Genomic DNA, 19,006 nt, shown 5'->3' on the forward strand with positions numbered 1-19,006 from the left:
TCTGCGAAGAGCGGCCGTGCCTGGCATTTTTCCTGTCGAACCTAGCATTCGCCGCCTCGTCCCGCAGTCACCGGCGGCGCCAGCCACAGGGACAAAATCGGCCATGGACTCAGGCCACCACCTGGTTGCGGCCGAACGCCTTGGCTTCGTAAAGCGCGCGATCGGCATGCTCGTAGAGATCGTAGAGACGCTTCAGGTCGTTGCCCGGGGTCGGCCACAGGCAGGACACGCCGACCGACAGGGTCACTTCGCGCGCCGTGTCCGACGCCTCGTGCTCCATGCGCAGCGCCTGGACCTGTGCGCGCAGCGCTTCGGCGCGCAGCCTCGCCTCGTGCTCGTTGGCGCCGTACAGCAACAGGGCGAACTCTTCGCCGCCCAGGCGCACCGCCATGTCCAGCGGACGCCTGGCATTCGCCTCGAACACCGCGCCGATGCGCTGCAGGACCGCATCGCCAGCCTGGTGTCCGTAGCGGTCGTTATAGGCCTTGAAATGGTCGACGTCGCAAAGCAGCAGCGCCAGGGTCTTCTGTTCGCGCTGGGCCTGGCGCCAGAGGCGGTCGAGGTGCTGGTTGAAGCTGCGCCGGTTGTGCAGGCCGGTCAGGCTGTCGTGGTCGGCCATCACCCGCAACAGGCGGCTGATGAGGAAATGCTCGCGCGACTTGAACTCCAGCAGGTAGCAGCCGACCGCGCCGATCAGGTTACCGAACAGCAGGAACAGCAGGTTGTTGCCCAGCGGCTCCTGGGTACCCGCCCACCACTCGAAACCCAGGTAGGCGAGCAGCACGACCAACGCACAGCTCAATGCCTGCGACAACCGCAGGCCGGCGAGGAAATAGGCGGCGAAACTGACCAGCAGCAGGCCTTCGTAGGGATAGCCGGGATCCGCCCGGTGCGCCAGGCCGACCACCGCCGCCGCACCGACGCCAAGGGCGAGGACGCAGGCGATGCTCAGCGGCACCATCAGCTGGATGTGCCGGCGCAGCATGATCAGGCAGCCGCAGACCAGTAGCAGGACCAGCACGCCAAGGCGCACCGCCAGTACGCCCCACAGCGGGGGACCAGCGAGGATCAGCAGGTCGATGCCGATGAACGCCAGCCAGACGAGCATGCCGACGCTGAGGGCGATGCGTTTCAGCGCGAAGCTGTCCTCCAGCATGTAGCGCCGGTAGTCACGCTCCAGTTCGGGAAGGAAACGCAGACCGCGGAAACCGCGGTTCAATTGGTCGGCATAGAGGTTGGAACGGGAGTCGTCCAACCGGTCCTTCTGTGTCACGCACACCTCTTCTCTTGGAGGGCTTGGCGTCACAGTAGACGCTTGCGAAGGACGTCACAAGATTGGCGTCAGAAAATACCGGCAAATGGCCATATCACGACTCCAGTTCCACCTGCAGGGCGGCGCGCACGCAGTGCAGCACGCCACTCGGCACCCGCTTGCCGAAACGCTCCTCCAGCGCCGCCACCGGCGGCAGTTCGCCGTCTTCCTCGAGGAAGGCGTCCTGGATTTCGCCGAGGAGTTCCTCGGGCAGATCCAGCGCCTGCTCCAGGCTCACCTGCTGACCGGCGATGGCCTCGGCGAGCATCGCGTAGACGTTCTTCTCGCTGCAATTGAGCTGGCGGGCTATCTGCGCCGGGGTCATCCCCGCACAGGCCAGGCTGGCCAATTCGTGGCGCAGGTCCTGCGGCGGCGCGGCGGGCGCCGCCGGCGAGTCGGTGAGGACATCGAGGAAGGCCTGGCCGTAGCGCTCCAGCTTGCGCGCGCCGACCCCGCTGACCTGGGCCATGTCGGATAGCGAGCGCGGCTGGCTGCGGAGCATTTCCAGCAGGGTCGCGTCGGGGAAGATCACATAGGGCGGCACCGAATGCTCTTCGGCCAGCTTGCGCCGCAGCGCGCGCAGGGCCTCCCACATTTCCCGCTCTTCGCTGCGCACCAATTGGCTGGCGGCGCTGGCGCCGCCGCTGGAGGAGCCCTTGGCGCGCTGTGGTTTGAGGTCGCGGCGCAGCTCCAGCCGCACCTCGCCCCGCAGCAGCGGACGACAGGCCTCGGTCAGGCGCAGGCCGCCGAAGCCGTCCAGGTCGACGTCGGCCAGGCCGCGCGCGACCAACTGGCGGAACAGGGTCCGCCACTCGTCTTCGCCACGCCCCTTGCCGATCCCGAACACCGCCAGGTGCTGGTGGCCGAGACTGCGGATCTTCTCGGTCTCGCGGCCGAGCAGGATATCCACCAGATGGCCGACGCCGTAGCGCTGGCCGCTGCGGTAGATCGCCGACAGCGCCTGGCGCGCGGATTCGGTGGCATCCCAGGTTTCCACGCCGTCCACGCAGTTGTCGCAATGCCCGCAGGGCTGCGGCATCTCCTCGTCGAAATAGGCCAGCAGCGCCTGGCGCCGGCAACGGGTTTCCTCACAGAGCGCCAGCATGGCTTCCAGCTTGTGCCGCTCGACGCGCTTGTGCCGCTCGTCGCCCTCGGAACTCTGCATCATCTGCCGCAGCAGCAGGACGTCCTGCAGACCGTAGGCCATCCAGGCGTCGGCCGGCAGGCCATCGCGGCCGGCGCGGCCGGTTTCCTGGTAATAGGCCTCGAGGCTCTTGGGCAGGTCGAGGTGGGCGACGAAACGCACGTTGGGCTTGTCGATGCCCATGCCGAAGGCAATGGTCGCCACCATGATCAAGCCTTCCTCGTTGAGGAAGCGCTTCTGGTGGTGGGCACGCAGTTCGTTGGACAGTCCGGCGTGATACGGCAGCGCGGGGAAGCCCTGGTTGCCGAGGAATTCCGCGACCTCCTCGACCTTCTTCCGCGACAGGCAGTAGACGATGCCGGCATCGCCGCGCCGCTCGGAGAGGAAGCCGAGCAACTGCTTGCGCGGCTGCTCCTTGGGCACGATGCGGTAGAAGATGTTCGGCCGGTCGAAGCTGGAGAGGAACTGCTCGGCGTTCTGCAGGTGCAGGCGCTGGATCATCTCCTCGCGGGTACGCATGTCCGCGGTGGCGGTCAGGGCGATCCGCGGCACCTGCGGGAACAGCTCGGCAAGCTGGCCGAGCTGCAGGTATTCGGGACGGAAGTCATGGCCCCATTGCGACACGCAGTGCGCTTCGTCGATGGCGAACAGGCCGACCGGCAGTCGTTGCAGGAAGGCCAGCATGCGCGGCTGGACCAACCGCTCCGGTGCCAGGTAGAGCAGCTTGATCTCGCCACGCTGCAGGCGCTCGGCGATGTCCCGCTGCTGCTCGGGGTTGAGGGTGGAGTTCAGCGCCACCGCCGGCACGCCGAGTTCGTCCAGGGTGGCGACCTGGTCCTCCATCAGCGCGATCAGCGGCGACACCACCACCGTCAGGCCTTCGCGCAGCAGCGCCGGGACCTGGAAACACAGGGACTTGCCACCGCCGGTGGGCATCAGTACCAGCGCATCGCCACCCTCGGCTACCCGCTCGATGATCCGTGCCTGGTTGCCACGGAAGGCGTCGTAACCGAAAACGTCTTTGAGGATGCGTAGGGCTTGCTCGCGCATGAAGGACTCCAAATCGAGCGGCGCATTATACGCCAGGGAGGCTCGATCGGGCCGGTACCTTGTCGCCGGAAAGGACGAAAACCTCAGCGATAGCGCTGACGTTCCTGTTTGAAAAGGATGCGGACGATGGCGAATTCGCGCTCCATCTGTTCGATCAGCGCCGGCGCCCGTTGCAGGTCGCCGCGTCTGGCGCTTTCCTCCAGCTCCTTGCAGTAGCCGGCGAGGAGTACCGCGCCCATGTTGCTGCTGCCTCCCTTGAAGCTGTGTGCGGTATGCCGCAAAGCCTGGGCATCGCCGGCCTGAAGGGCGGCATGCAGGCTGCGCAGGCGCTCCTCGGAGTCGAGCACGAAGGTATCCAGCAGGACCGGATATTCGTCCTCCATGACCTCCTGCAGCGAAGCCAGAACACGATCATCGAGATGCGGCGCGGACATTCGATCGCTCCCTGAAGTCGACTTCCGATGCCCTACCCATTAGGAGCACCGCGACGAAAGCGCGATTATGCCTGAGGCGACCAGAAAAACTCCACGGACACCACCTTTCCGTCGGCCGACCACTGGCAACGATCGGACAATTCGCGGATCAGGCGCAAACCCCTGCCGCAGAGGCGTTCCTGGCGCTCCACGGCATTCAGCGCGCGCTCCACGTCGAAACCTTCGCCGCTGTCCTCGACCCGCACCAGCAGACGCCCCCCCGCGCCATGCGGCGCCAGGTCCAGGTGCAGCCGCACGTAGCCGTCGCGCAAGGCCTGCAGGCGGCTGACCCGCTCCTGGTAATAGCGGGCGAATCCCGCCGCGTCGCTCTTCATCGTCGAATCGAGGCCGATGACGCCATGTTCCAGGGCGTTCGAATAGAGTTCGGCGAGTACCGTATACAGCGCGCCGCCGCGCGCGCGCAGGTCGTGGACCTCGAGCAGCAGTTGCAGCACATGGGGCAGCGGGTTGAAATGCTTGAGGGTTTCGGCGCGGAATTCGAAGCTCACCGACCAGTCCAGCGGACTGCTCACGCCGCTATCGGAAAACGCCAGCGGCGGGCATTGCAGGCCGCTATCCGGCTGCAGCCGCACTTCGAGCATGCTCACGTCGTCCTGCACCGCGCCGCGGAACTGCGCCAGGCTGCGCTGGATCTCGTCGAACAGCGCGGACGGCTGGCGATTGCGCTCGAACAGCTGGAGCAGCCGCGCCTCGCCGAACATCTCGCCAGCCTTGTTGCTGGCCTCGAGGACCCCGTCGGAAAACAGGAATATCCGATCTTCGATATCCAGCGGATAGGTTTCGCAACGGTCGCTGAACGCCGCCGGTTCGAGGATTCCCAGCGGCAGGTGGCGGGACACCAGGGCGACCCGCTCGCCGCTGGCGGCGCGCAGCAGGTAGCCGTCCGGCAAGCCGCCGTTCCAGACCTCCACCAGTTCGCGCTGGAAGCTCAGGTTGAGCAAGGTGGCGCAGCAGAACACGCCGACCGGCAGGATGCGCTTCAGCTTGGCGTTCATCTCGCGGAGGATGTCGGCCATCGGATAGCCCTTGGCGGTCATCCCGTAGAACACCTCGGCCAGCGGCATCGCGCCGATCGCCGCCGGCAGGCCGTGGCCGGTGAAGTCGCCGAGCAGCACGTGCATGCCGCCGGACGGCTTGTAGGCGGCCAGCAGCAGGTCGCCGTTGAACAGCGCGAGGGGCGATTGCAGGTAGCGCACGTTGCTGGCGTTCAGGCAGCCGGAATGGGCCACCTTGTCGAACACCGCCTTGGCCACCCGCTGTTCGTTGAGCAGGTGCTCGTTGTGCCGGACGATCAGGTCGCGCTGCTCCAGCACCGTTCGTTGCAGCAGGTGCAGGCGTCCCATGGCGTTGATCTTGGCTTCGAGGATCACCCGGTTGTACGGCTTGGAGAGGAAGTCGTCGCCGCCCGCCTCCAGGCTCTGCACCAGCGCCTCGGTTTCGCTGAGGGAGGTGAGGAAGATGATCGGCACCAGCTCTTCGCCAGCCTGCTGCTTGATCCGCCGGGCAGCCTCGAAGCCATCCATCACCGGCATCATCACGTCCATCAGGACCAGTTGCGGCCGCTCGGTCTCGAACAGCGCCACCGCCTCCAGGCCGTTGCCGGCGGTCAGCACGCGGTGCCCCTGGCGGCTGACGATGGTCGACAGCAGCAGGCGGTCGGCCGCGTTGTCCTCGGCGATGAGAATCGTCAGGCTCTCGATCCGCGCCGCCGGGGGATTCATCTCAGCTGATCTTGAACAACTGCTCGAAGTTGGAGATGGCGAGGATCTTGCGCACTTCCGGGCTGCAGTTCGCCAGGCTGATCTGCGCGTTCTCGCCGCCGGCGTGGTCGCGCAGCAGCAGGAGCATGCCGAGGGCCGAGCTGTCCAGGTAGGTGGCGTTGCGCAGGTCGACGACATAGCGTCGCGGAGTGATCGCGACGCGCTCGTAGGCGTCGCGGAAATCCTGATGGGCCCCGAAGTCGAAGCGCCCCTGGATCTGGATGGTCAACTCTTGCCCATCGGCCGAGGGCAGCGCAGTGATGGCCATGGAAGTCTCCTGGTAGGCGTGGCGGATCGAGGGAAGGCTTGAATCATGTAAGCAGTTCCCCGGCAAAGCGGCAACTTGCCAGATCACCTGACTATCAGAAATATCTGTCAATACAACTAGATCGCGCAGTCCTAAACTGCCCCGCTCCGAGCCAGCCGTCCTGTGCCGAGCGGGCTGCGACGGCGCCGCCGCGCGTGGCGCTCGGAGCCTGGGCAGTGGGCGAAAGTCTCGTCCCACCTGCCCGTCCCAAGCGGACCCGCGCCAGGCTGCCAGGTCACCCCCGGCGCAACCTGGCGCGGGTCCGCTTCCTTGCGCTACTTGGCCCGGTAGATGATGCCCGGGCTGCACTGCACCATCTGGTAGTGGTCGGGCAGGTTGTTCAACGCCTCGGAGGCGCCGAGGAACAGGTAGCCGCCAGGCTTGAGCGTGCCATGGATGCGCAGCAGGATGTCGCGCTTCACCTCGGCGGAGAAATAGATCAACACGTTGCGGCAGAACACCATGTCGAACTTGCCGAGGCTGGCGTAGCTGTCCAGCAGGTTCAGGGCACGGAACTCGACGCGGCTGCGGATCGCCGGCTTGACCGCCCAGCGCCCCGGTCCCTTGGCGTCGAAATAGCGTTGCAGACGCTCCGGGGACAGACCGCGGCCCATCGCCAGGGTGTCGTATTCGCCGGCCTTGGCGGCGGTGAGCATCGACCCCGACAGGTCGGTGGCGACGATCTGCACGCCCGCCTTCAACTGCCCCAGGTTGGTCTTCTCGAACTCGTCGATGGCCATCGACAGCGAGTACGGCTCCTGGCCTGACGAACAGGCCGCCGACCAGATCCGCAGGCGCTGCCCGCCGTTGGCCTTGATCAGTTCGGGAAGAACCCGCTGCTTGAGCACCTCGAACGGGTAGGTATCGCGAAACCACAGGGTCTCGTTGGTGGTCATCGCGTCCACCACCATCTCGCGCAGGCCGCCGCGCTGGGTCTGGATGCGCTGCACCAGCTCTCCCAGGCTCTTGATGCCCTGCTGCTCCATCAGCTTGTTCAGCCGGCTCGAGACCAGGTACTGCTTGTTGCTGCCCAGCACAATGCCGCAGGTCTTCTCGAGGAAGACCCTGAACAACTCGAAATCCGCATTAGCTGCCGACACGCATAAGCCTCTTCGCCCTGGGCGACCGGAACGCAGCCGGTCGCCCGTATTCACATTGTTGTCGAGGGCCGATCGCTCAGCCCGCGTCCACCGCCTTGATCCGCTCCACCACCCGCGCCGCCAGATCGTCCGGACGGAACTTGGCGAGGAAGTCGTCCGCACCGACCTTCTTCACCATCGCCTGGTTGAAGACCCCGGACAACGAAGTATGCAAGAGAATGTGCAGTTTCTGCAGGCGGGGATCGCTACGGATTTCCGCCGTCAGGGTATAACCGTCCATTTCCGGCATTTCGATGTCGGAGATCAGCATCAGCAGCTCGTCTTCCGGACGCCGTCCCTCGGAGAGCATGTTCTGCAGGTACTCCAGGGCCTGGCGCCCGTCGTTGAGCGCGGTCATTTCCACGCCGACCGCCTCCAGGCAACGGATTACCTGCTTGCGCGCCACCGACGAATCGTCCACCACCAGCACCCGCTTGGTCACCGCGCGGCTCTGGGTCTCGGCGTCCACCACTCCGTGGGACACTTCCTCGGACGTCGGTGCGACCTCCGCGAGCACTTTTTCCACGTCGATGATTTCCACCAACTGCTTGTCCACCCGGGTCACCGCGGTCAGGTAATGCTCGCGGCCGGCGCCCTTGGGTGGCGGATGGATCTCTTCCCAGTTCATGTTGACGATGCGCTCCACCGAGCGCACCAGGAAGCCCTGCACCTTGGTGTTGTACTCGGTGATGATCGCGAAGCTGTTGGTCAGGTCCTGCAACCCGCGGCGGCCGGTGGCCAGCGCCAGGTCGAGGATCGGAATGGTGCCTCCGCGGATGTTCGCCACCCCGCGCACCACCGGGCTGGACTTGGGCATCACCGTCAGGCGCGGGCACTGCAACACCTCTTTCACCTTGAACACGTTGATGCCGTAGAGCTGGTTGCCGTCCAGGCGGAACAGAAGCAGCTCCAGACGGTTCTGTCCGACCAACTGCGTACGCTGGTTGACTGAATCCAAAACACCGGCCATTGGCGCTCCCCTCAGACGGTCGTGCCGGACTCCGGCACGACCATTGCTTAACCCGTTGCATGAAACAGGCAACGACAGTTTTTCGACGAATAATGGCATGTAGCCATACTTCTCTACGGTTTTTACCCGTTTTGCTCGGGCTCGGCTACCTGTGCGCGGCTAACAACAGCCAGGCCCAGGGTTTTACCGCTCCCGAGGTACTTATCGGCTCCACCCAGGGGTTTCTTGAATTCAAGGTAGAAGAATATCTGCAGAATAGCGGACTCGACGGGCGCTACCAGATTCAGGTCAATCGCGTCGACCCGCGCTTGCGCCTGGCCGAATGCGACAGGGACTTGACGCTCAGCCAGGAAAGTCCGGCACAACCGATCGGCAGGGTCACCGTGCGCATCAGTTGCGAAGGCAGTGCGCCCTGGACCATCTTCATGCCGGCGCAGGTGAAACTGTTCCGCCAGGTAGTGGTCGCGGTGCAGCCACTCAAGCGCGCGCACGTGCTGGAGGATGCCGACATCGCCCTGGTCGAGCGCGACGTCGGCCTGCTGACCCAGGGCTACCTGACCGATCCGGCCCGCGTCGTCGGGCAGAAGCTGCGCCGACCGGTGGTCAACGACCAGGTGCTGGCGCCGGTCTTCCTAGAGCAGGCCGAGGCCGTGCGCAAGGGCGACCAGGTGGTGATCCTCGCACGCACCGCCACCATCAACGTCAAGATGCCCGGCGAGGCGCTGTCCGATGGCGCCCCGGGCCAGCAGATCCGCGTGCGCAACCTGCGCTCGCAGCGGATAATCAAGGCCCGCGTGATAGAACCCGGCACGGTCGAGGTGAATATGTAGAGGGAAAGCCGTGGCCGGTAGCGCTGGCGCTACCCCGGCGGGTTTCTCTAAACTGGGAAACGACGCACGAAAATAAGTCCTAAAGTTTTTCAAGCCTTCGCCGAAAAGCTAGGCAAGCGTCCAATACCTTCGAGGTTTACAACCATGGTCATCGACTTCAACCGGCTGAATCCCGGCAGCACGCCAGCCACCACCGGCCGTACCGGCAGCACCGCCGCGGGGCGTCCCGACGCCACTGGCGCCGACAAGGCAGGCCAGGCCGCGACTTCCGCTCCGAAGAGCGGCGAGTCGGTGCAGATCAGCGAAACCGCCCAGAACATGCAGAAAGTCACGGACCAGCTGCAGACCCTGCCGGTGGTCGACAACGATAAGGTTGCCCGGATCAAGCAAGCGATCGCCGATGGCACTTATCAGGTCGACAGCGAGCGTGTTGCCAGCAAGCTGCTCGACTTCGAATCCCAGCGCTGACCTCGAAGGACGCGCTGGAGGACATTGGACGCCGAATGAACTCCCGAGCCCGAGATGCCTGACTCCCCTACCCTGCTCGATCTGTTCGCCGAGGATATCGGCCACGCCAGCCAACTCCTGCAGTTGGTCGACGAAGAATTCCAGGCCCTGGAACGGCGCGAGCTGCCGGTCCTGCAACAGCTTCTCGGGGCCAAGCAGCCACTGATGCAGCAACTGGAGCGAAATGGCCGGGCCCGCGCGGAAATCCTCCGCGAAGCCGGCGTTTCCCTCGACCGCGAAGGCCTTGCCCGCTACGCCCGCGAGCGCGCGGATGGCGCCGAGCTGCTGGCGCGCGGCGACGAACTGGGCGAACTGCTGGAGCGTTGCCAGCAGGCCAACCTGCGCAACGGGCGGATCATCCGCGCCAACCAGGCTTCCACCGGCAGCCTGCTGAACATCCTCCGCGGCCAGGACGCCCCGAGCCTGTACGACAGCCGCGGCGGCACCGCCTCGAGCAGCCGGCAACGTCCGCTCAGCCAGGCCTGAACCCGACCAGCACACGTATCAAGGCACAGTGCTATCATTGAGGCATTCGTGCCCCAGGAGAGCATTGAAGGTGCCCAACCCGTTCGTCGAAGAAGCGGGGCCGCAACCCCCGAAGGTGCTCAAGGCCCCCGTGGAAATCCAGGCCAACCTGCGCCTGCTGCAGGATAGCCGCGACTCCCTGCTGATCACCTTTGCCGATCGCAACCAGCGCTTCCAGAGCTTCCTGGTGGACATCGACCGCGACCGCGGGATGGTCGCGCTGGACGAACTCATCCCCAACACCGGCGAACGTTTCCTGCAGAACGGCGAGGCGTTTCGCGTCGAAGCCTTCCACGAAGGCGTGCGTATCGCCTGGGAATGCGAGCGCCCGGTGCAGTTCGGCGAACACGACGGCGTCCCCTGCTACTGGGCCGCCCTTCCCGCCGAAGTGCTCTACCACCAGCGCCGCAACGCCTACCGCGCCAGCATCAAGCAGAGCCAGCCGATCGCCGCGGAAATCGCCGGGGAAAAACTCCGCGCGCCGCTGAGCGGACAACTGCTGGATATCTCCGCCACCGGCGCCAAGCTGCGCTTCGCCGGCAATGTCGCCGAACGCCTGCATCCCGGCGAGATCTACGAAGACTTCAGCGCCCAGCTGCCACAGGGCGCGATCAGTAGCGCGATCGAACTGCGTCACGTGCGCTTCGACGAAAAGCTCGACGCGACCTTCGCCGGCGTCCGCTTCAGCGAGATGAGCGGCCTCGCCCAGCGTCAGGTGGATCGCTTCGTCTACCAGTTACAGCGCGAAGCGCGGCGCTTCGAGAAAGACGAACTGTTCTGAGTTTCACAGGACCAGCCCCAGCGCCGCCAGGCGCGGCAGGTCCTCGGGACGGTCGACGTCCCAGAGCGCCGGCAACAGGTGATGCTCCCAGCCCAGTTGCCGGAGACGCTCGCAGGTGAGCGCCAGCAGGCGGTCTCCGCCCCAGGGCATCGACTCGAACAACAGCGGGTCGACCCGGGTCAGGCCGAGCAGCGCGTAGCCGCCCCGCTCCACCGGCCCCAGCACCGCCTGGTGGCGGCCCAGGGCGGTGCAGGCCGCTTCCAGGTAGTCGCCGTCCAGCACCGGGCAGTCGTGGCGAATCAGCAGTACCGCCTCGCTTTCCGCCAACCCCAGCGCCGCGATACGCCGCATGCGCTCGCCGGGGTCGCCGGCCGGCTGGCTCATCAGGCTCCAGCCCAATGCCACCGCCAGCGCCTGCAGATCGCTGTCCAGATCGTCGTCGAACCAGAGGATGCGGGCGCTGAAACCGCGATCGGGCAGGCGCAGGGCGCGTTCCAGCAATACCCGCTGCAAGCGTCCCGCGCTCTCCTCGCCGATGGCCTGGGCGATCTTCGGCCGCCGCTGCCCGGGCGGCAGGTTGCGCACCATCAGGTGAAGGGAAAGCGTCGGACTCATCGCAACCTCTCCTGCCTATCGGCTCCCGCGGCGAGCGGAGTTCAGTTCTGCGTCGCACCGTCGGCCTGCGGCGCGTCGGGCTCGCCATCGACCATCTGCTCCTGCACCGCCTGTTCGTCTACCCGCGGATCGAGCGCCGCGACCAGCGGGGAGCTGGTCATGTTGTCCGGGGTCGGCACGTGGTGCAGCGGCGCGTCGTCGACCCGGTGCAGGCCGCTGACCTTCTCCGGATGGACCCGCCAGACCAGGATCAGCGCGCAGGCGCTGACGAACGCATATAGCATGTTAGCGCCAAACAGCCGCATCAGCGCGCCGGCCGCCAGCGGTCCGATGCAGGCGCCGACGCCGAAGGTCACCAGCAGCATGGCGGTCAGCGAAACCCGTCGCTCGGTCTCCACATGGTCGTTGGAAAAGGCCACTGCCAGCGGATAGAGGGTGAACTGCAACATGCTCGCGGCGATTCCCAGGGCCAGCAGCAACGCCAGCGGCATCTGTTGCAACAATGCCAGCGGCAAGGCGAACAGGCACAGCAGGATGGCGCAGGCGCGGATCAGCCAGGCGCGGTCGCGACGGTCGGACAGCCAGCCGAGCGGCCACTGCACCAGCAGCCCGGCGAAGATGCAGGCGCCCATGTACAGGCCGACCTGCTCGTTGGGCAACCCCAACTGGTTGGCATACAGCGGCGCCAGGCCATAGAAGGAGCCGACCACCAGCCCCGAGACCAATACGGTGGTCAGCGACTGCGGCACCCGGCGGATGAAGAAACGTGGTTCGAGCGGCGCCGGGCGCAGCGCTGCGGGGTGGATCTTGTGGGTCAGGGCCAGCGGCACCAGGCACAGGGCGAAGCAGAAGGCCACCAGCATCAGCAACTCCGGCCCCAGTTGCGGATGCGCCACCAGGATCATCTGGCCGAGCACCAGGCCCAGGTAGGAAGCCGCCATGTAGCCGCCGAACACCGCGCCGCGCTGGCTGGCATCGGCCTGCTCGTTGAGCCAGCTCTCGATCACCATGTACTGGCACATCAGGCCCAGGCCCATCACCATGCGCAAGGCGATCCAGGCCGGCAGCCAGGGCAGCAGGCCATGGCCGAGGACCGCGGCGGTGACCACCCCGGCGCAGGCGACGTAGGCGCGGATGTGGCCGACCCGGGCGATCAGCCGGTGACCGACCTTGCCGCCCAGCACCAGGCCGAAGTAGTTGGCTGCCATCAGCGCGCCGACCCACAGGCCGTCGACCTTGTCCGCCGCCAGGCGCAGCGCCAGGTAGGTGCTGAGCAGGCCGGAGCCGGTGAGCATCAGCAGGGTAGCGAAATAGAGAGCGCGAAAAGAGAAGAAAATCCGCCGCATCGGACCTCCGGTCCCGTACAAGGGAGCCGGCGCCGCTCGCGGACTGCCCGGCTCGCACAGCGTTGGAGTCCCGGGGAGGCCCCGGGACAGGACGCGGGATGCCGAAGCCGGCACCCGACACCACGACCCTGCCGCCGCGAGGCGGCAGGGGGTGACACAGGGCTAGGAAAGTACCACGGTGGATCAGGCCTGGGCTGCCAGGACGCGACGCTCCCAGGGGCTGATCTCGTCGAAGAAGCTGGTCAGTTCCATGCTCTTGGTCGCCACGTAGCCTTCGACGAACTCGCTGCCGAACAGTTCGCGCGCCAGCGCGCTGCCTTTCAGGCGCCGCAGGGCATCGTACATGGTGCAGGGCAGGGTCAGTTCCTCCGGTACCTCGAACTCGCCCTGGATCGCCGGGCTCGGCTCCAGTTCGTGCTCCAGGCCGTAGAGACCGGCGGCCAGGCTGGCGGCGATGGCCAGGTAAGGGTTGGCGTCGGCGCCCGGCAGGCGATTCTCGACGCGCCGCGCGGAGGCTCCGCTGGCCGGGATGCGCAGGCCGGCGGCACGGTTGTCGTGGGACCAGCAGGCGTTGTTCGGCGATGCGTAGGGATGGCAGAGGCGCTGGAAGGAGTTCACGTGCGGCGCGAAGAAGGGCGTGAAGTCCGCCAGGCAGGCCTGCTGGCCGCCGATGAAGTGGCGGAACGCGGCGGAAGGCTCGCCATCGGCTTCGCTGAAGATGTTTCGCCCGCCGTCCAGTTCGACGATGCTCTGGTGGATGTGCATCGAGCTGCCCGGCGTCTTCGCCAGCGGCTTGGCCATGCACACCACGATCAGGCCGTGCTTGAGCGCGACCTCCTTGAGCAGGTGCTTGAACAGGAAGGTCTGGTCGGCCAGCAGGACCGGGTCGCCATGCAGGAAGTTGATCTCGAACTGGCTGGTGCCCATCTCGTGCATGAAGGTGTCGCGCACCAGGCCCAGCGCATCCATGCAGCGGTAGACGTCCTCGAAGAACGGCCGCAGGCCGTTGTTGGAAGACACGCTGAAGGCCGAATAGCCCAGCTCGCGCCGGCCATCCGGCCCCAGCGGGGCCTGGAACGGCTCGTTGGGATCGGTGTTCGGGGCGAAGACGAAGAATTCCAGTTCGGTGGCCACCACCGGTTGCCAGCCGTGGGCGGCGTAGCGCGCCACCACCTGCTTGAGCAAGCCGCGGGTGGACAACCCGGACGGCGTGCCATCCAGTTCCTGCGCATCGCAGATGGCGAAGGCGCGCGGAGTGTTGCTCCAGGGCAGGCGATGGACCTGGGTCGGCTCGGCGACCAGCGCCAGGTCGCCATCGTCGCTGCCATAGAAGCGCGCCGGCGGGTAGCCGCCCATGATGCATTGCAGCAGCACGCCACGGGCGAGCTGCAGGCGCCGGCCGCTGAGGAAGCCCTCGCCGGTCATCACCTTGCCGCGCGGCACCCCGTTGAGGTCGGGGGTGACGCATTCGATTTCTTCAACTCCAGCCAGCCGTTCGGCGAGTGAGCCTTGGCCTTCGATAGTCATGACTTCTTATCCTTGTTGGTATCGCGGATGCCGCACCGGGCGGCGGCCGCGTACAAAATACGCATCGCTTGTTCAAGATATCAAGCATGCGGCACATTCTCGCGTGTGCAAAGCCTTTCGCCGCAGAGGCGTTCTGCCTTGCCTGCCGGGTACGAGGAAAAACGCCGGCCAGGCGTATATCCTCTGTGCCTTCGCCGCCCTACCCGCCACAGGAGTACTGCCGTTGATTCTCGGAACACCCAAGGCCGACTGGCTCGCCGAATTCCCGCGCCTGGCCGACCTCATCGCCCTGCGTCCGAGCGAGTGGTTCAACCCGGCCATCGCGCCGAGCGCCGAAGCCCTGGCCGACGTCGGCCTCGGCGCCGCCGACGTGGCCGACGCCAGCGCCCGCCTGCAGCGCTTCGCCCCGCTGATCGCCCGGCTGTTTCCGGAAACCGCCGCCAGCGGCGGCATCATCGAGTCCGACCTGGTCGAGGTCGCCACCTTCCACGATGCCCTGCGCCAGCATTACGCCGCCGAACTGCCCGGCCGGCTCTGGCTGAAACGCGATAGCCACCTGCCGATCTCCGGCTCGATCAAGGCCCGCGGCGGCATCTATGAAGTGCTCGCCCATGCCGAGCGCCTGGCCCTGGAGCACGGCCTGGTCGGCCTCGACGACGACTACTCGCGGCTGGCCGAGGCGGATTGCCGGGCATTCTTCGCCCGCCACCGGATAGCGGTGGGCTCCACCGGCAACCTGGGCCTTTCCATCGGCATCATCGGCGCCGCGCTGGGCTTCCAGGCCAGCGTGCACATGTCCGCCGACGCCCGCCAGTGGAAGAAGGACAAGCTGCGCGCCGACGGCGTGACGGTGGTGGAGTACGCCTCCGACTACAGTGTCGCGGTGGAACAGGGCCGCCGCGAAGCGGCCGGCGATCCCTACACCCATTTCGTCGACGACGAAAACTCCCGCGACCTGTTCCTCGGCTACGCCGTCGCCGCCGAGCGACTGCGCGGCCAGTTGGACGCCGCCGGCATCCGCGTCGACAGCGAGCACCCGCTGTTCGTCCATCTGCCCTGCGGGGTCGGCGGCGGTCCCGGCGGGGTGGCCTTCGGCCTCAAGCTGGCGTTCGGCGACGCGGTGCACTGCCTGTTCGCCGAGCCGACCCATTCGCCCTGCATGTTCCTCGGCGTCTATACCGGCCGCCACGAGCAGGTTTCGGTGCAGGACTTCGGCATCGACAACCGCACCGCCGCCGATGGCCTGGCGGTGGGGCGTCCGTCGGGCTTCGTCGGCCGCGCCATGCAGCGCCTGCTCGACGGCTACTACACGGTGGACGACGACGAACTGTTCCGCCTGCTCGCCTTGCTCGAGCGCAGCCAGGGCATCCGCCTGGAACCCTCGGCCCTGGCCGGCGCGCCGGGCATCGCCCGGGTCACCCGTGAGCCGCAGGGCTATCGCGAACGCATGGGGCTGACCTCGGCGCGCCTGGCCAATGCCACCCACCTGGTCTGGGCCACCGGCGGCGGCATGGTGCCCGAGACGGAAATGCGCGCCTACCTGGAGCGAGGCCGCTCGCTGCTGGACTGACACCGACACGCGCGGGGCGCCACGACCGTCCCGCCACCTCCCGACGAGGACCTTGCATGCGCACACCCGCCTGGCTCGGCAGCGGCATGCCGCTGCTCTTCGTGCTGCTCTGGAGCACTGGATTCCTCGGCGCCAAGTTCGGCCTGCCGTACGCCGAGCCCTTCACCTTCCTGGCCATCCGCCTGCTCCTCGCGGCCGCCCTGCTGGCCGCCTTCGCCCTGCTCAGCGGTGCGCCCTGGCCGGGCTCGGCACGGCTGGCCGGGCATGTCGCGGTCGCCGGCCTGCTGGTCCATGGCCTGTACCTGGGCGGGGTGTTCCTCTCCATCGAGCACGGCATGTCGGCCGGCCTGACCTCCCTGTTGGTCGGCCTGCAACCGCTGGCTACCGCGGCCCTGGCCGGCATCTGGCTCGGCGAGCAGGTCAGCCGCCGGCAATGGCTGGGACTGGCGCTCGGCCTGGCTGGCGTAACCCTGGTGGTACTCGGCCGCATCCACGGTGGCGCCGACGGCCTGGCCTGGGCCGCGGTGCTGGTGGCACTGGCGGCGATCACCTGCGGCACGCTGTACCAGAAGCGCTTCTGCGGCGGCATGGACCTGCGCACCGGCGGCGTCGTCCAGTACCTGGCCAGCGGCGCCCTGCTCGGCCTCGCCGCCCTGCTTTTCGAAAGCCGCGAGGTGCAGTGGAGCACGCCGTTCGTGCTGACCCTCGGCTGGCTGGTGCTGGGACTCTCGTTCGGCGCCGTCGGCCTGCTCTACACGCTGATCCGGCATGGCGCCGCGTCGAAGGTGGCGAGCCTGTTCTACCTGGTGCCGCCAGTGACCGCGCTGGCCTCCTGGCTGCTGTTCGACGAGCGCCTGGCGCCGGCGGCGATCGGCGGCATGCTGCTGGTGATGCTCGGCGTCGCCGCTGGTCAACTGGCCGGGCCGGCGCGCCTGAGGCCTCAGTGGCTGTAGTGCCGGGTGGCGGCGAAGCGGTTGAGGAACAGGTGGATCACCAGCACCGTCATCAACGTGATCAGCACCGCGAAGCACACCGAGGTAAATCGGTAGAGCACGCTGTACATCATGTCGTGGGTTGGCGTCAGGTACTGGCCGAGGACGATCGCCAGGGTGGTCAGCGCGCCGAAACCGATCCCCGGTACGCCGTTCTCCAGCATGTGGATGCGCGCGCAGAACATCGCCGAGATCCACAGCAACAGGGCGACGAAGGGCAGGATGTCGTAGTGATCGTAGAGCAGCACCTGCAAGCCCACCGCCAGCGCACAGCCGAGCAGCGTACCGAGGGCGCGGATGCGCCCGGCGAAGTGCACGCCCTTCCAGTGCATGGGAAACAACACCAGGATCGAGGCGATCTGCGCCGACAGCGAGTCCTTCAGGTCGAAGGTCTGGAAGACCACGAAGGACAAGGTCGCCACCGTGGCCCCGAGCAGCGTCTCGTGGCGCCGGCTGGGGGCGTCCTTGGCCGGCGCCTGGCGCGGCGACCGCGGTTCGACGTCGGGGAACAGGTAGAACATCAGCACGGCGATGGCCACCGTCAGCCAGGTGGCGACCATGTTGCTGGCGAGCATGTCGAACAGATCGACGTCCGGATAGCTGGCAAAGTGCAGCAGCATCGAGAGGAACACCGAACTCAGTGCGCCGAAGAAGAACAGCGGGCCGCGCGCCATCAGGGCGAAGCGGTAGACGAAGAGGCCGAAGACGATAGGCGTCATCAGCAGCGGCCGGTCGCCGAACAACCCGTACAGCACCAGTACCTCGACGCTGATCACCACCGAGTTGGCGAGGAACTGGCGGACGATGTGCAGGTTGATCACCGGCGTCAGGCCGAGCAGCAGCATCGGGTAGACGCCGAAGAACGAGCCGTAGTCCCAGTTCATCAGCTTGCAGACGAAGAACCCCAGGGTGCCGCCGCCGGCGATGCGCAGGCACTGACGCAGGTCGTTGGCGGACATCGCGAGCTTGGCCGGCATGGCGTCAGTAGACGTAGTGCAGCAGGCTGATGGCGACGATCTGCGCGCGACCGAGCAGATGGCTCAGGCCGTCGCCGGGATAGAGCTGCACGGTGGCCTTGGCACCGGTGGGCAGCAGGCCTTCGGGAAGTTCGTCGAGCACCACGTGCAGGCGCTGGCGCTGGGCGTCGCGAACCCAGCGGTCGGAGGTGACCGGCGCGGCGAGGTCGCCGTTGGCGTCCAGCTGGCCCTCCTTGACCCCGGCGTCGATGGCCGCCACCCGCGCGCCGAACACTTCGCCGGGACGCGCGTCGAACACCACCGCCGCACGGTCGCCAGGGCGCACGTAGCGCAGCGATTTCTCGCGGAAGTCGGCGACGATGTCGATACGGTCGTCCACCAGCGCCGCCACCGGCGTTCCGGCCGGAACGTAGGTGCCCGGGGTCAGTTGCAGGTTGCTCAGGGTCCCGGCGCGGTCGGCCCGGACGCTGCTGTATTGCAGTTGCAGACGAGCCTGGGCCAGGGCATTGCGCGCCTGGCGCAGGCGCAGGTTGTCCTCGCCGGCCGTGCCGCGTCGCGCGGTCAGCTCGCCGATCCGCGCCTGGGCCGCGGCGACCCGGGCACGGGCGGCCTGGGCCTGGGCGCTGACCTGCTCGTGCATCTGCTGCGACACATGGTGGCGCTGCACCAGTTGGGCGGTGCGGCGCGCCTCGCTGTCCAGCTCGCCGGCGCTGCTGCGCGCGGCCAGGAGGTCGGCCTTGGCCGAGGCGATGGCGGCATCCAGCTCGCGGTTGGTGCGCTCGGCTTCCTCCAGTGCCAGTTCGGCCTGGCGCACGGCCAGTCGGAAAGGCTCGGGATCGAGGCGGAACAATACTTCGCCGGGCTGCACGTGGCCGTTGTTGGACACCAGCACCTCGGCGACCTGACCGCTGACACGCGGCGCGACGCGCACCACCGGCCGGGTCAACTGGGCCTGCGGGGTGAGCGGCATCCACAGGTCGGCGACCAGGAAGTAGACGAACAGCAACACGAATACCGCGATAGCGACTTGAACCCAACGGGCAAATCGTTGATCGGGAGTCATAGGGTACGAGCCTCGAATCCAGCGGGAATGCAGTCGCCGCAGCGGGGCCTGAATGCGGGGGTTGGCGCGGCCGGGATGGAACCGGCGACCCGGACGA

At 67.0% G+C, this 19,006-nt stretch carries 17 protein-coding genes and 1 pseudogene; 6 read left to right on the forward strand and 12 right to left on the reverse strand.

What is annotated here, in order from left to right; genetic code table 11:
• Positions 1–109: 109 nt before the first annotated feature.
• From ACTJJX_RS14865 to ACTJJX_RS14895, 7 genes are all read right to left on the reverse strand, one after another.
• Positions 110–1,279 carry a GGDEF domain-containing protein gene (locus tag ACTJJX_RS14865; RefSeq protein WP_003119637.1) on the reverse strand — a complete coding sequence of 390 codons (1,170 nt, stop codon included), beginning with the start codon at positions 1,277–1,279 and terminating at the stop codon, positions 110–112.
• Positions 1,280–1,367: 88 nt separating this feature from the next.
• A complete protein-coding gene (gene recQ, locus ACTJJX_RS14870) occupies positions 1,368–3,506 on the reverse strand; it encodes a DNA helicase RecQ (protein ID WP_003091724.1) in 2,139 nt (712 codons plus the stop codon).
• Between the two features lie 83 nt (positions 3,507–3,589).
• Positions 3,590–3,940 (reverse strand): two-component system sensor histidine kinase HtpB, encoded by a 351-nt coding sequence (gene htpB / locus ACTJJX_RS14875; RefSeq protein WP_003091725.1) that lies wholly within the window; start codon positions 3,938–3,940, stop codon positions 3,590–3,592.
• 65 nt (positions 3,941–4,005) lie between these two features.
• The gene (gene hsbR / locus ACTJJX_RS14880) at positions 4,006–5,721 is read right to left on the reverse strand and encodes a two-component system response regulator HsbR (RefSeq protein WP_003098751.1); all 1,716 of its coding nucleotides are present in this window, start codon (positions 5,719–5,721) and stop codon (positions 4,006–4,008) included.
• 1 nt (position 5,722) lies between these two features.
• On the reverse strand, positions 5,723–6,028 hold the full coding sequence (gene hsbA, locus ACTJJX_RS14885; protein ID WP_003091727.1) for an anti-anti sigma factor HsbA: 306 nt from the start codon (positions 6,026–6,028) through the stop codon (positions 5,723–5,725).
• A 314-nt stretch (positions 6,029–6,342) separates the two neighbouring features.
• Positions 6,343–7,167 carry a protein-glutamate O-methyltransferase CheR gene (gene cheR / locus ACTJJX_RS14890; protein WP_003091728.1) on the reverse strand — a complete coding sequence of 275 codons (825 nt, stop codon included), beginning with the start codon at positions 7,165–7,167 and terminating at the stop codon, positions 6,343–6,345.
• Positions 7,168–7,243: 76 nt separating this feature from the next.
• The gene (locus ACTJJX_RS14895) at positions 7,244–8,176 is read right to left on the reverse strand and encodes a chemotaxis protein CheV (RefSeq protein WP_003098747.1); all 933 of its coding nucleotides are present in this window, start codon (positions 8,174–8,176) and stop codon (positions 7,244–7,246) included.
• A 131-nt stretch (positions 8,177–8,307) separates the two neighbouring features.
• Here ACTJJX_RS14895 and flgA point away from each other — a divergent pair, with 131 nt between their 5' ends.
• From flgA to flgZ, 4 genes are all read left to right on the forward strand, one after another.
• The gene (flgA, locus tag ACTJJX_RS14900; protein ID WP_003098745.1) at positions 8,308–9,006 is read left to right on the forward strand and encodes a flagellar basal body P-ring formation chaperone FlgA; all 699 of its coding nucleotides are present in this window, start codon (positions 8,308–8,310) and stop codon (positions 9,004–9,006) included.
• Positions 9,007–9,150: 144 nt separating this feature from the next.
• Positions 9,151–9,474, forward strand: a complete 324-nt coding sequence (gene flgM / locus ACTJJX_RS14905; protein WP_003098742.1) for a flagellar biosynthesis anti-sigma factor FlgM — start codon at positions 9,151–9,153, stop codon at positions 9,472–9,474.
• A 54-nt stretch (positions 9,475–9,528) separates the two neighbouring features.
• The gene (locus ACTJJX_RS14910) at positions 9,529–9,999 is read left to right on the forward strand and encodes a flagella synthesis protein FlgN (protein WP_003091733.1); all 471 of its coding nucleotides are present in this window, start codon (positions 9,529–9,531) and stop codon (positions 9,997–9,999) included.
• A 28-nt stretch (positions 10,000–10,027) separates the two neighbouring features.
• Positions 10,028–10,819, forward strand: a complete 792-nt coding sequence (gene flgZ / locus ACTJJX_RS14915; RefSeq protein WP_003119635.1) for a flagellar brake protein FlgZ — start codon at positions 10,028–10,030, stop codon at positions 10,817–10,819.
• Positions 10,820–10,822: 3 nt separating this feature from the next.
• On the opposite strand, the gene ACTJJX_RS14920 is transcribed toward flgZ, so the two are convergent.
• The 3 genes from ACTJJX_RS14920 to ACTJJX_RS14930 form a co-directional block, all read right to left on the reverse strand.
• Positions 10,823–11,434: a TIGR04282 family arsenosugar biosynthesis glycosyltransferase gene (locus tag ACTJJX_RS14920; RefSeq protein ID WP_003113134.1), complete on the reverse strand. Its 612-nt coding sequence runs from the start codon at positions 11,432–11,434 to the stop codon at positions 10,823–10,825.
• Positions 11,435–11,475: 41 nt separating this feature from the next.
• Complete coding sequence (locus ACTJJX_RS14925) at positions 11,476–12,780, reverse strand: MFS transporter (protein WP_003098737.1); 1,305 nt, start codon at positions 12,778–12,780, stop codon at positions 11,476–11,478.
• 183 nt (positions 12,781–12,963) lie between these two features.
• Positions 12,964–14,205, reverse strand: a complete 1,242-nt coding sequence (locus ACTJJX_RS14930; protein ID WP_003119633.1) for a glutamine synthetase family protein — start codon at positions 14,203–14,205, stop codon at positions 12,964–12,966.
• 325 nt (positions 14,206–14,530) lie between these two features.
• Here ACTJJX_RS14930 and dsdA point away from each other — a divergent pair, with 325 nt between their 5' ends.
• Together dsdA and ACTJJX_RS14940 are read left to right on the forward strand one after the other, a co-directional pair.
• Positions 14,531–15,877, forward strand: a complete 1,347-nt coding sequence (gene dsdA / locus ACTJJX_RS14935) for a D-serine ammonia-lyase (protein WP_016852604.1) — start codon at positions 14,531–14,533, stop codon at positions 15,875–15,877.
• A 56-nt stretch (positions 15,878–15,933) separates the two neighbouring features.
• Positions 15,934–16,813: pseudogene (locus ACTJJX_RS14940) on the forward strand (DMT family transporter).
• A 4-nt stretch (positions 16,814–16,817) separates the two neighbouring features.
• Here the strand turns inward: ACTJJX_RS14940 and ACTJJX_RS14945 are convergent.
• Both ACTJJX_RS14945 and ACTJJX_RS14950 read right to left on the reverse strand, forming a co-directional pair.
• Positions 16,818–17,828 (reverse strand): DUF2955 domain-containing protein, encoded by a 1,011-nt coding sequence (locus ACTJJX_RS14945; RefSeq protein ID WP_003122410.1) that lies wholly within the window; start codon positions 17,826–17,828, stop codon positions 16,818–16,820.
• A 22-nt stretch (positions 17,829–17,850) separates the two neighbouring features.
• Entirely contained in the window at positions 17,851–18,909 is a 1,059-nt protein-coding gene (locus ACTJJX_RS14950) for an HlyD family secretion protein (RefSeq protein WP_003119629.1), read from the reverse strand.
• Positions 18,910–19,006 lie beyond the last annotated feature (97 nt).

The organism is Pseudomonas sp. 22490, from assembly GCF_052044465.1.
GTDB classification, from domain to species: Bacteria; Pseudomonadota; Gammaproteobacteria; order Pseudomonadales; family Pseudomonadaceae; genus Pseudomonas; species Pseudomonas aeruginosa.

What these genes read in the sequence shown, in the direction of transcription:
- ACTJJX_RS14925 (WP_003098737.1), bottom strand. Translation starts at nt 12,780, where the DNA reads ATGCGGCGGATTTTCTTCTCTTTTCGCGCTCTCTATTTCGCTACCCTG.
- ACTJJX_RS14895 (WP_003098747.1), bottom strand. Translation starts at nt 8,176, where the DNA reads ATGGCCGGTGTTTTGGATTCAGTCAACCAGCGTACGCAGTTGGTCGGA.
- recQ (WP_003091724.1), bottom strand. Translation starts at nt 3,506, where the DNA reads ATGCGCGAGCAAGCCCTACGCATCCTCAAAGACGTTTTCGGTTACGAC.
- hsbA (WP_003091727.1), bottom strand. Translation starts at nt 6,028, where the DNA reads ATGGCCATCACTGCGCTGCCCTCGGCCGATGGGCAAGAGTTGACCATC.
- ACTJJX_RS14920 (WP_003113134.1), bottom strand. Translation starts at nt 11,434, where the DNA reads ATGAGTCCGACGCTTTCCCTTCACCTGATGGTGCGCAACCTGCCGCCC.
- htpB (WP_003091725.1), bottom strand. Translation starts at nt 3,940, where the DNA reads ATGTCCGCGCCGCATCTCGATGATCGTGTTCTGGCTTCGCTGCAGGAG.
- ACTJJX_RS14930 (WP_003119633.1), bottom strand. Translation starts at nt 14,205, where the DNA reads ATGACCGGCGAGGGCTTCCTCAGCGGCCGGCGCCTGCAGCTCGCCCGT.
- ACTJJX_RS14910 (WP_003091733.1), top strand. Translation starts at nt 9,529, where the DNA reads ATGCCTGACTCCCCTACCCTGCTCGATCTGTTCGCCGAGGATATCGGC.
- ACTJJX_RS14945 (WP_003122410.1), bottom strand. Translation starts at nt 17,828, where the DNA reads ATGTCCGCCAACGACCTGCGTCAGTGCCTGCGCATCGCCGGCGGCGGC.
- ACTJJX_RS14950 (WP_003119629.1), bottom strand. Translation starts at nt 18,909, where the DNA reads ATGACTCCCGATCAACGATTTGCCCGTTGGGTTCAAGTCGCTATCGCG.
- hsbR (WP_003098751.1), bottom strand. Translation starts at nt 5,721, where the DNA reads ATGAATCCCCCGGCGGCGCGGATCGAGAGCCTGACGATTCTCATCGCC.
- flgM (WP_003098742.1), top strand. Translation starts at nt 9,151, where the DNA reads ATGGTCATCGACTTCAACCGGCTGAATCCCGGCAGCACGCCAGCCACC.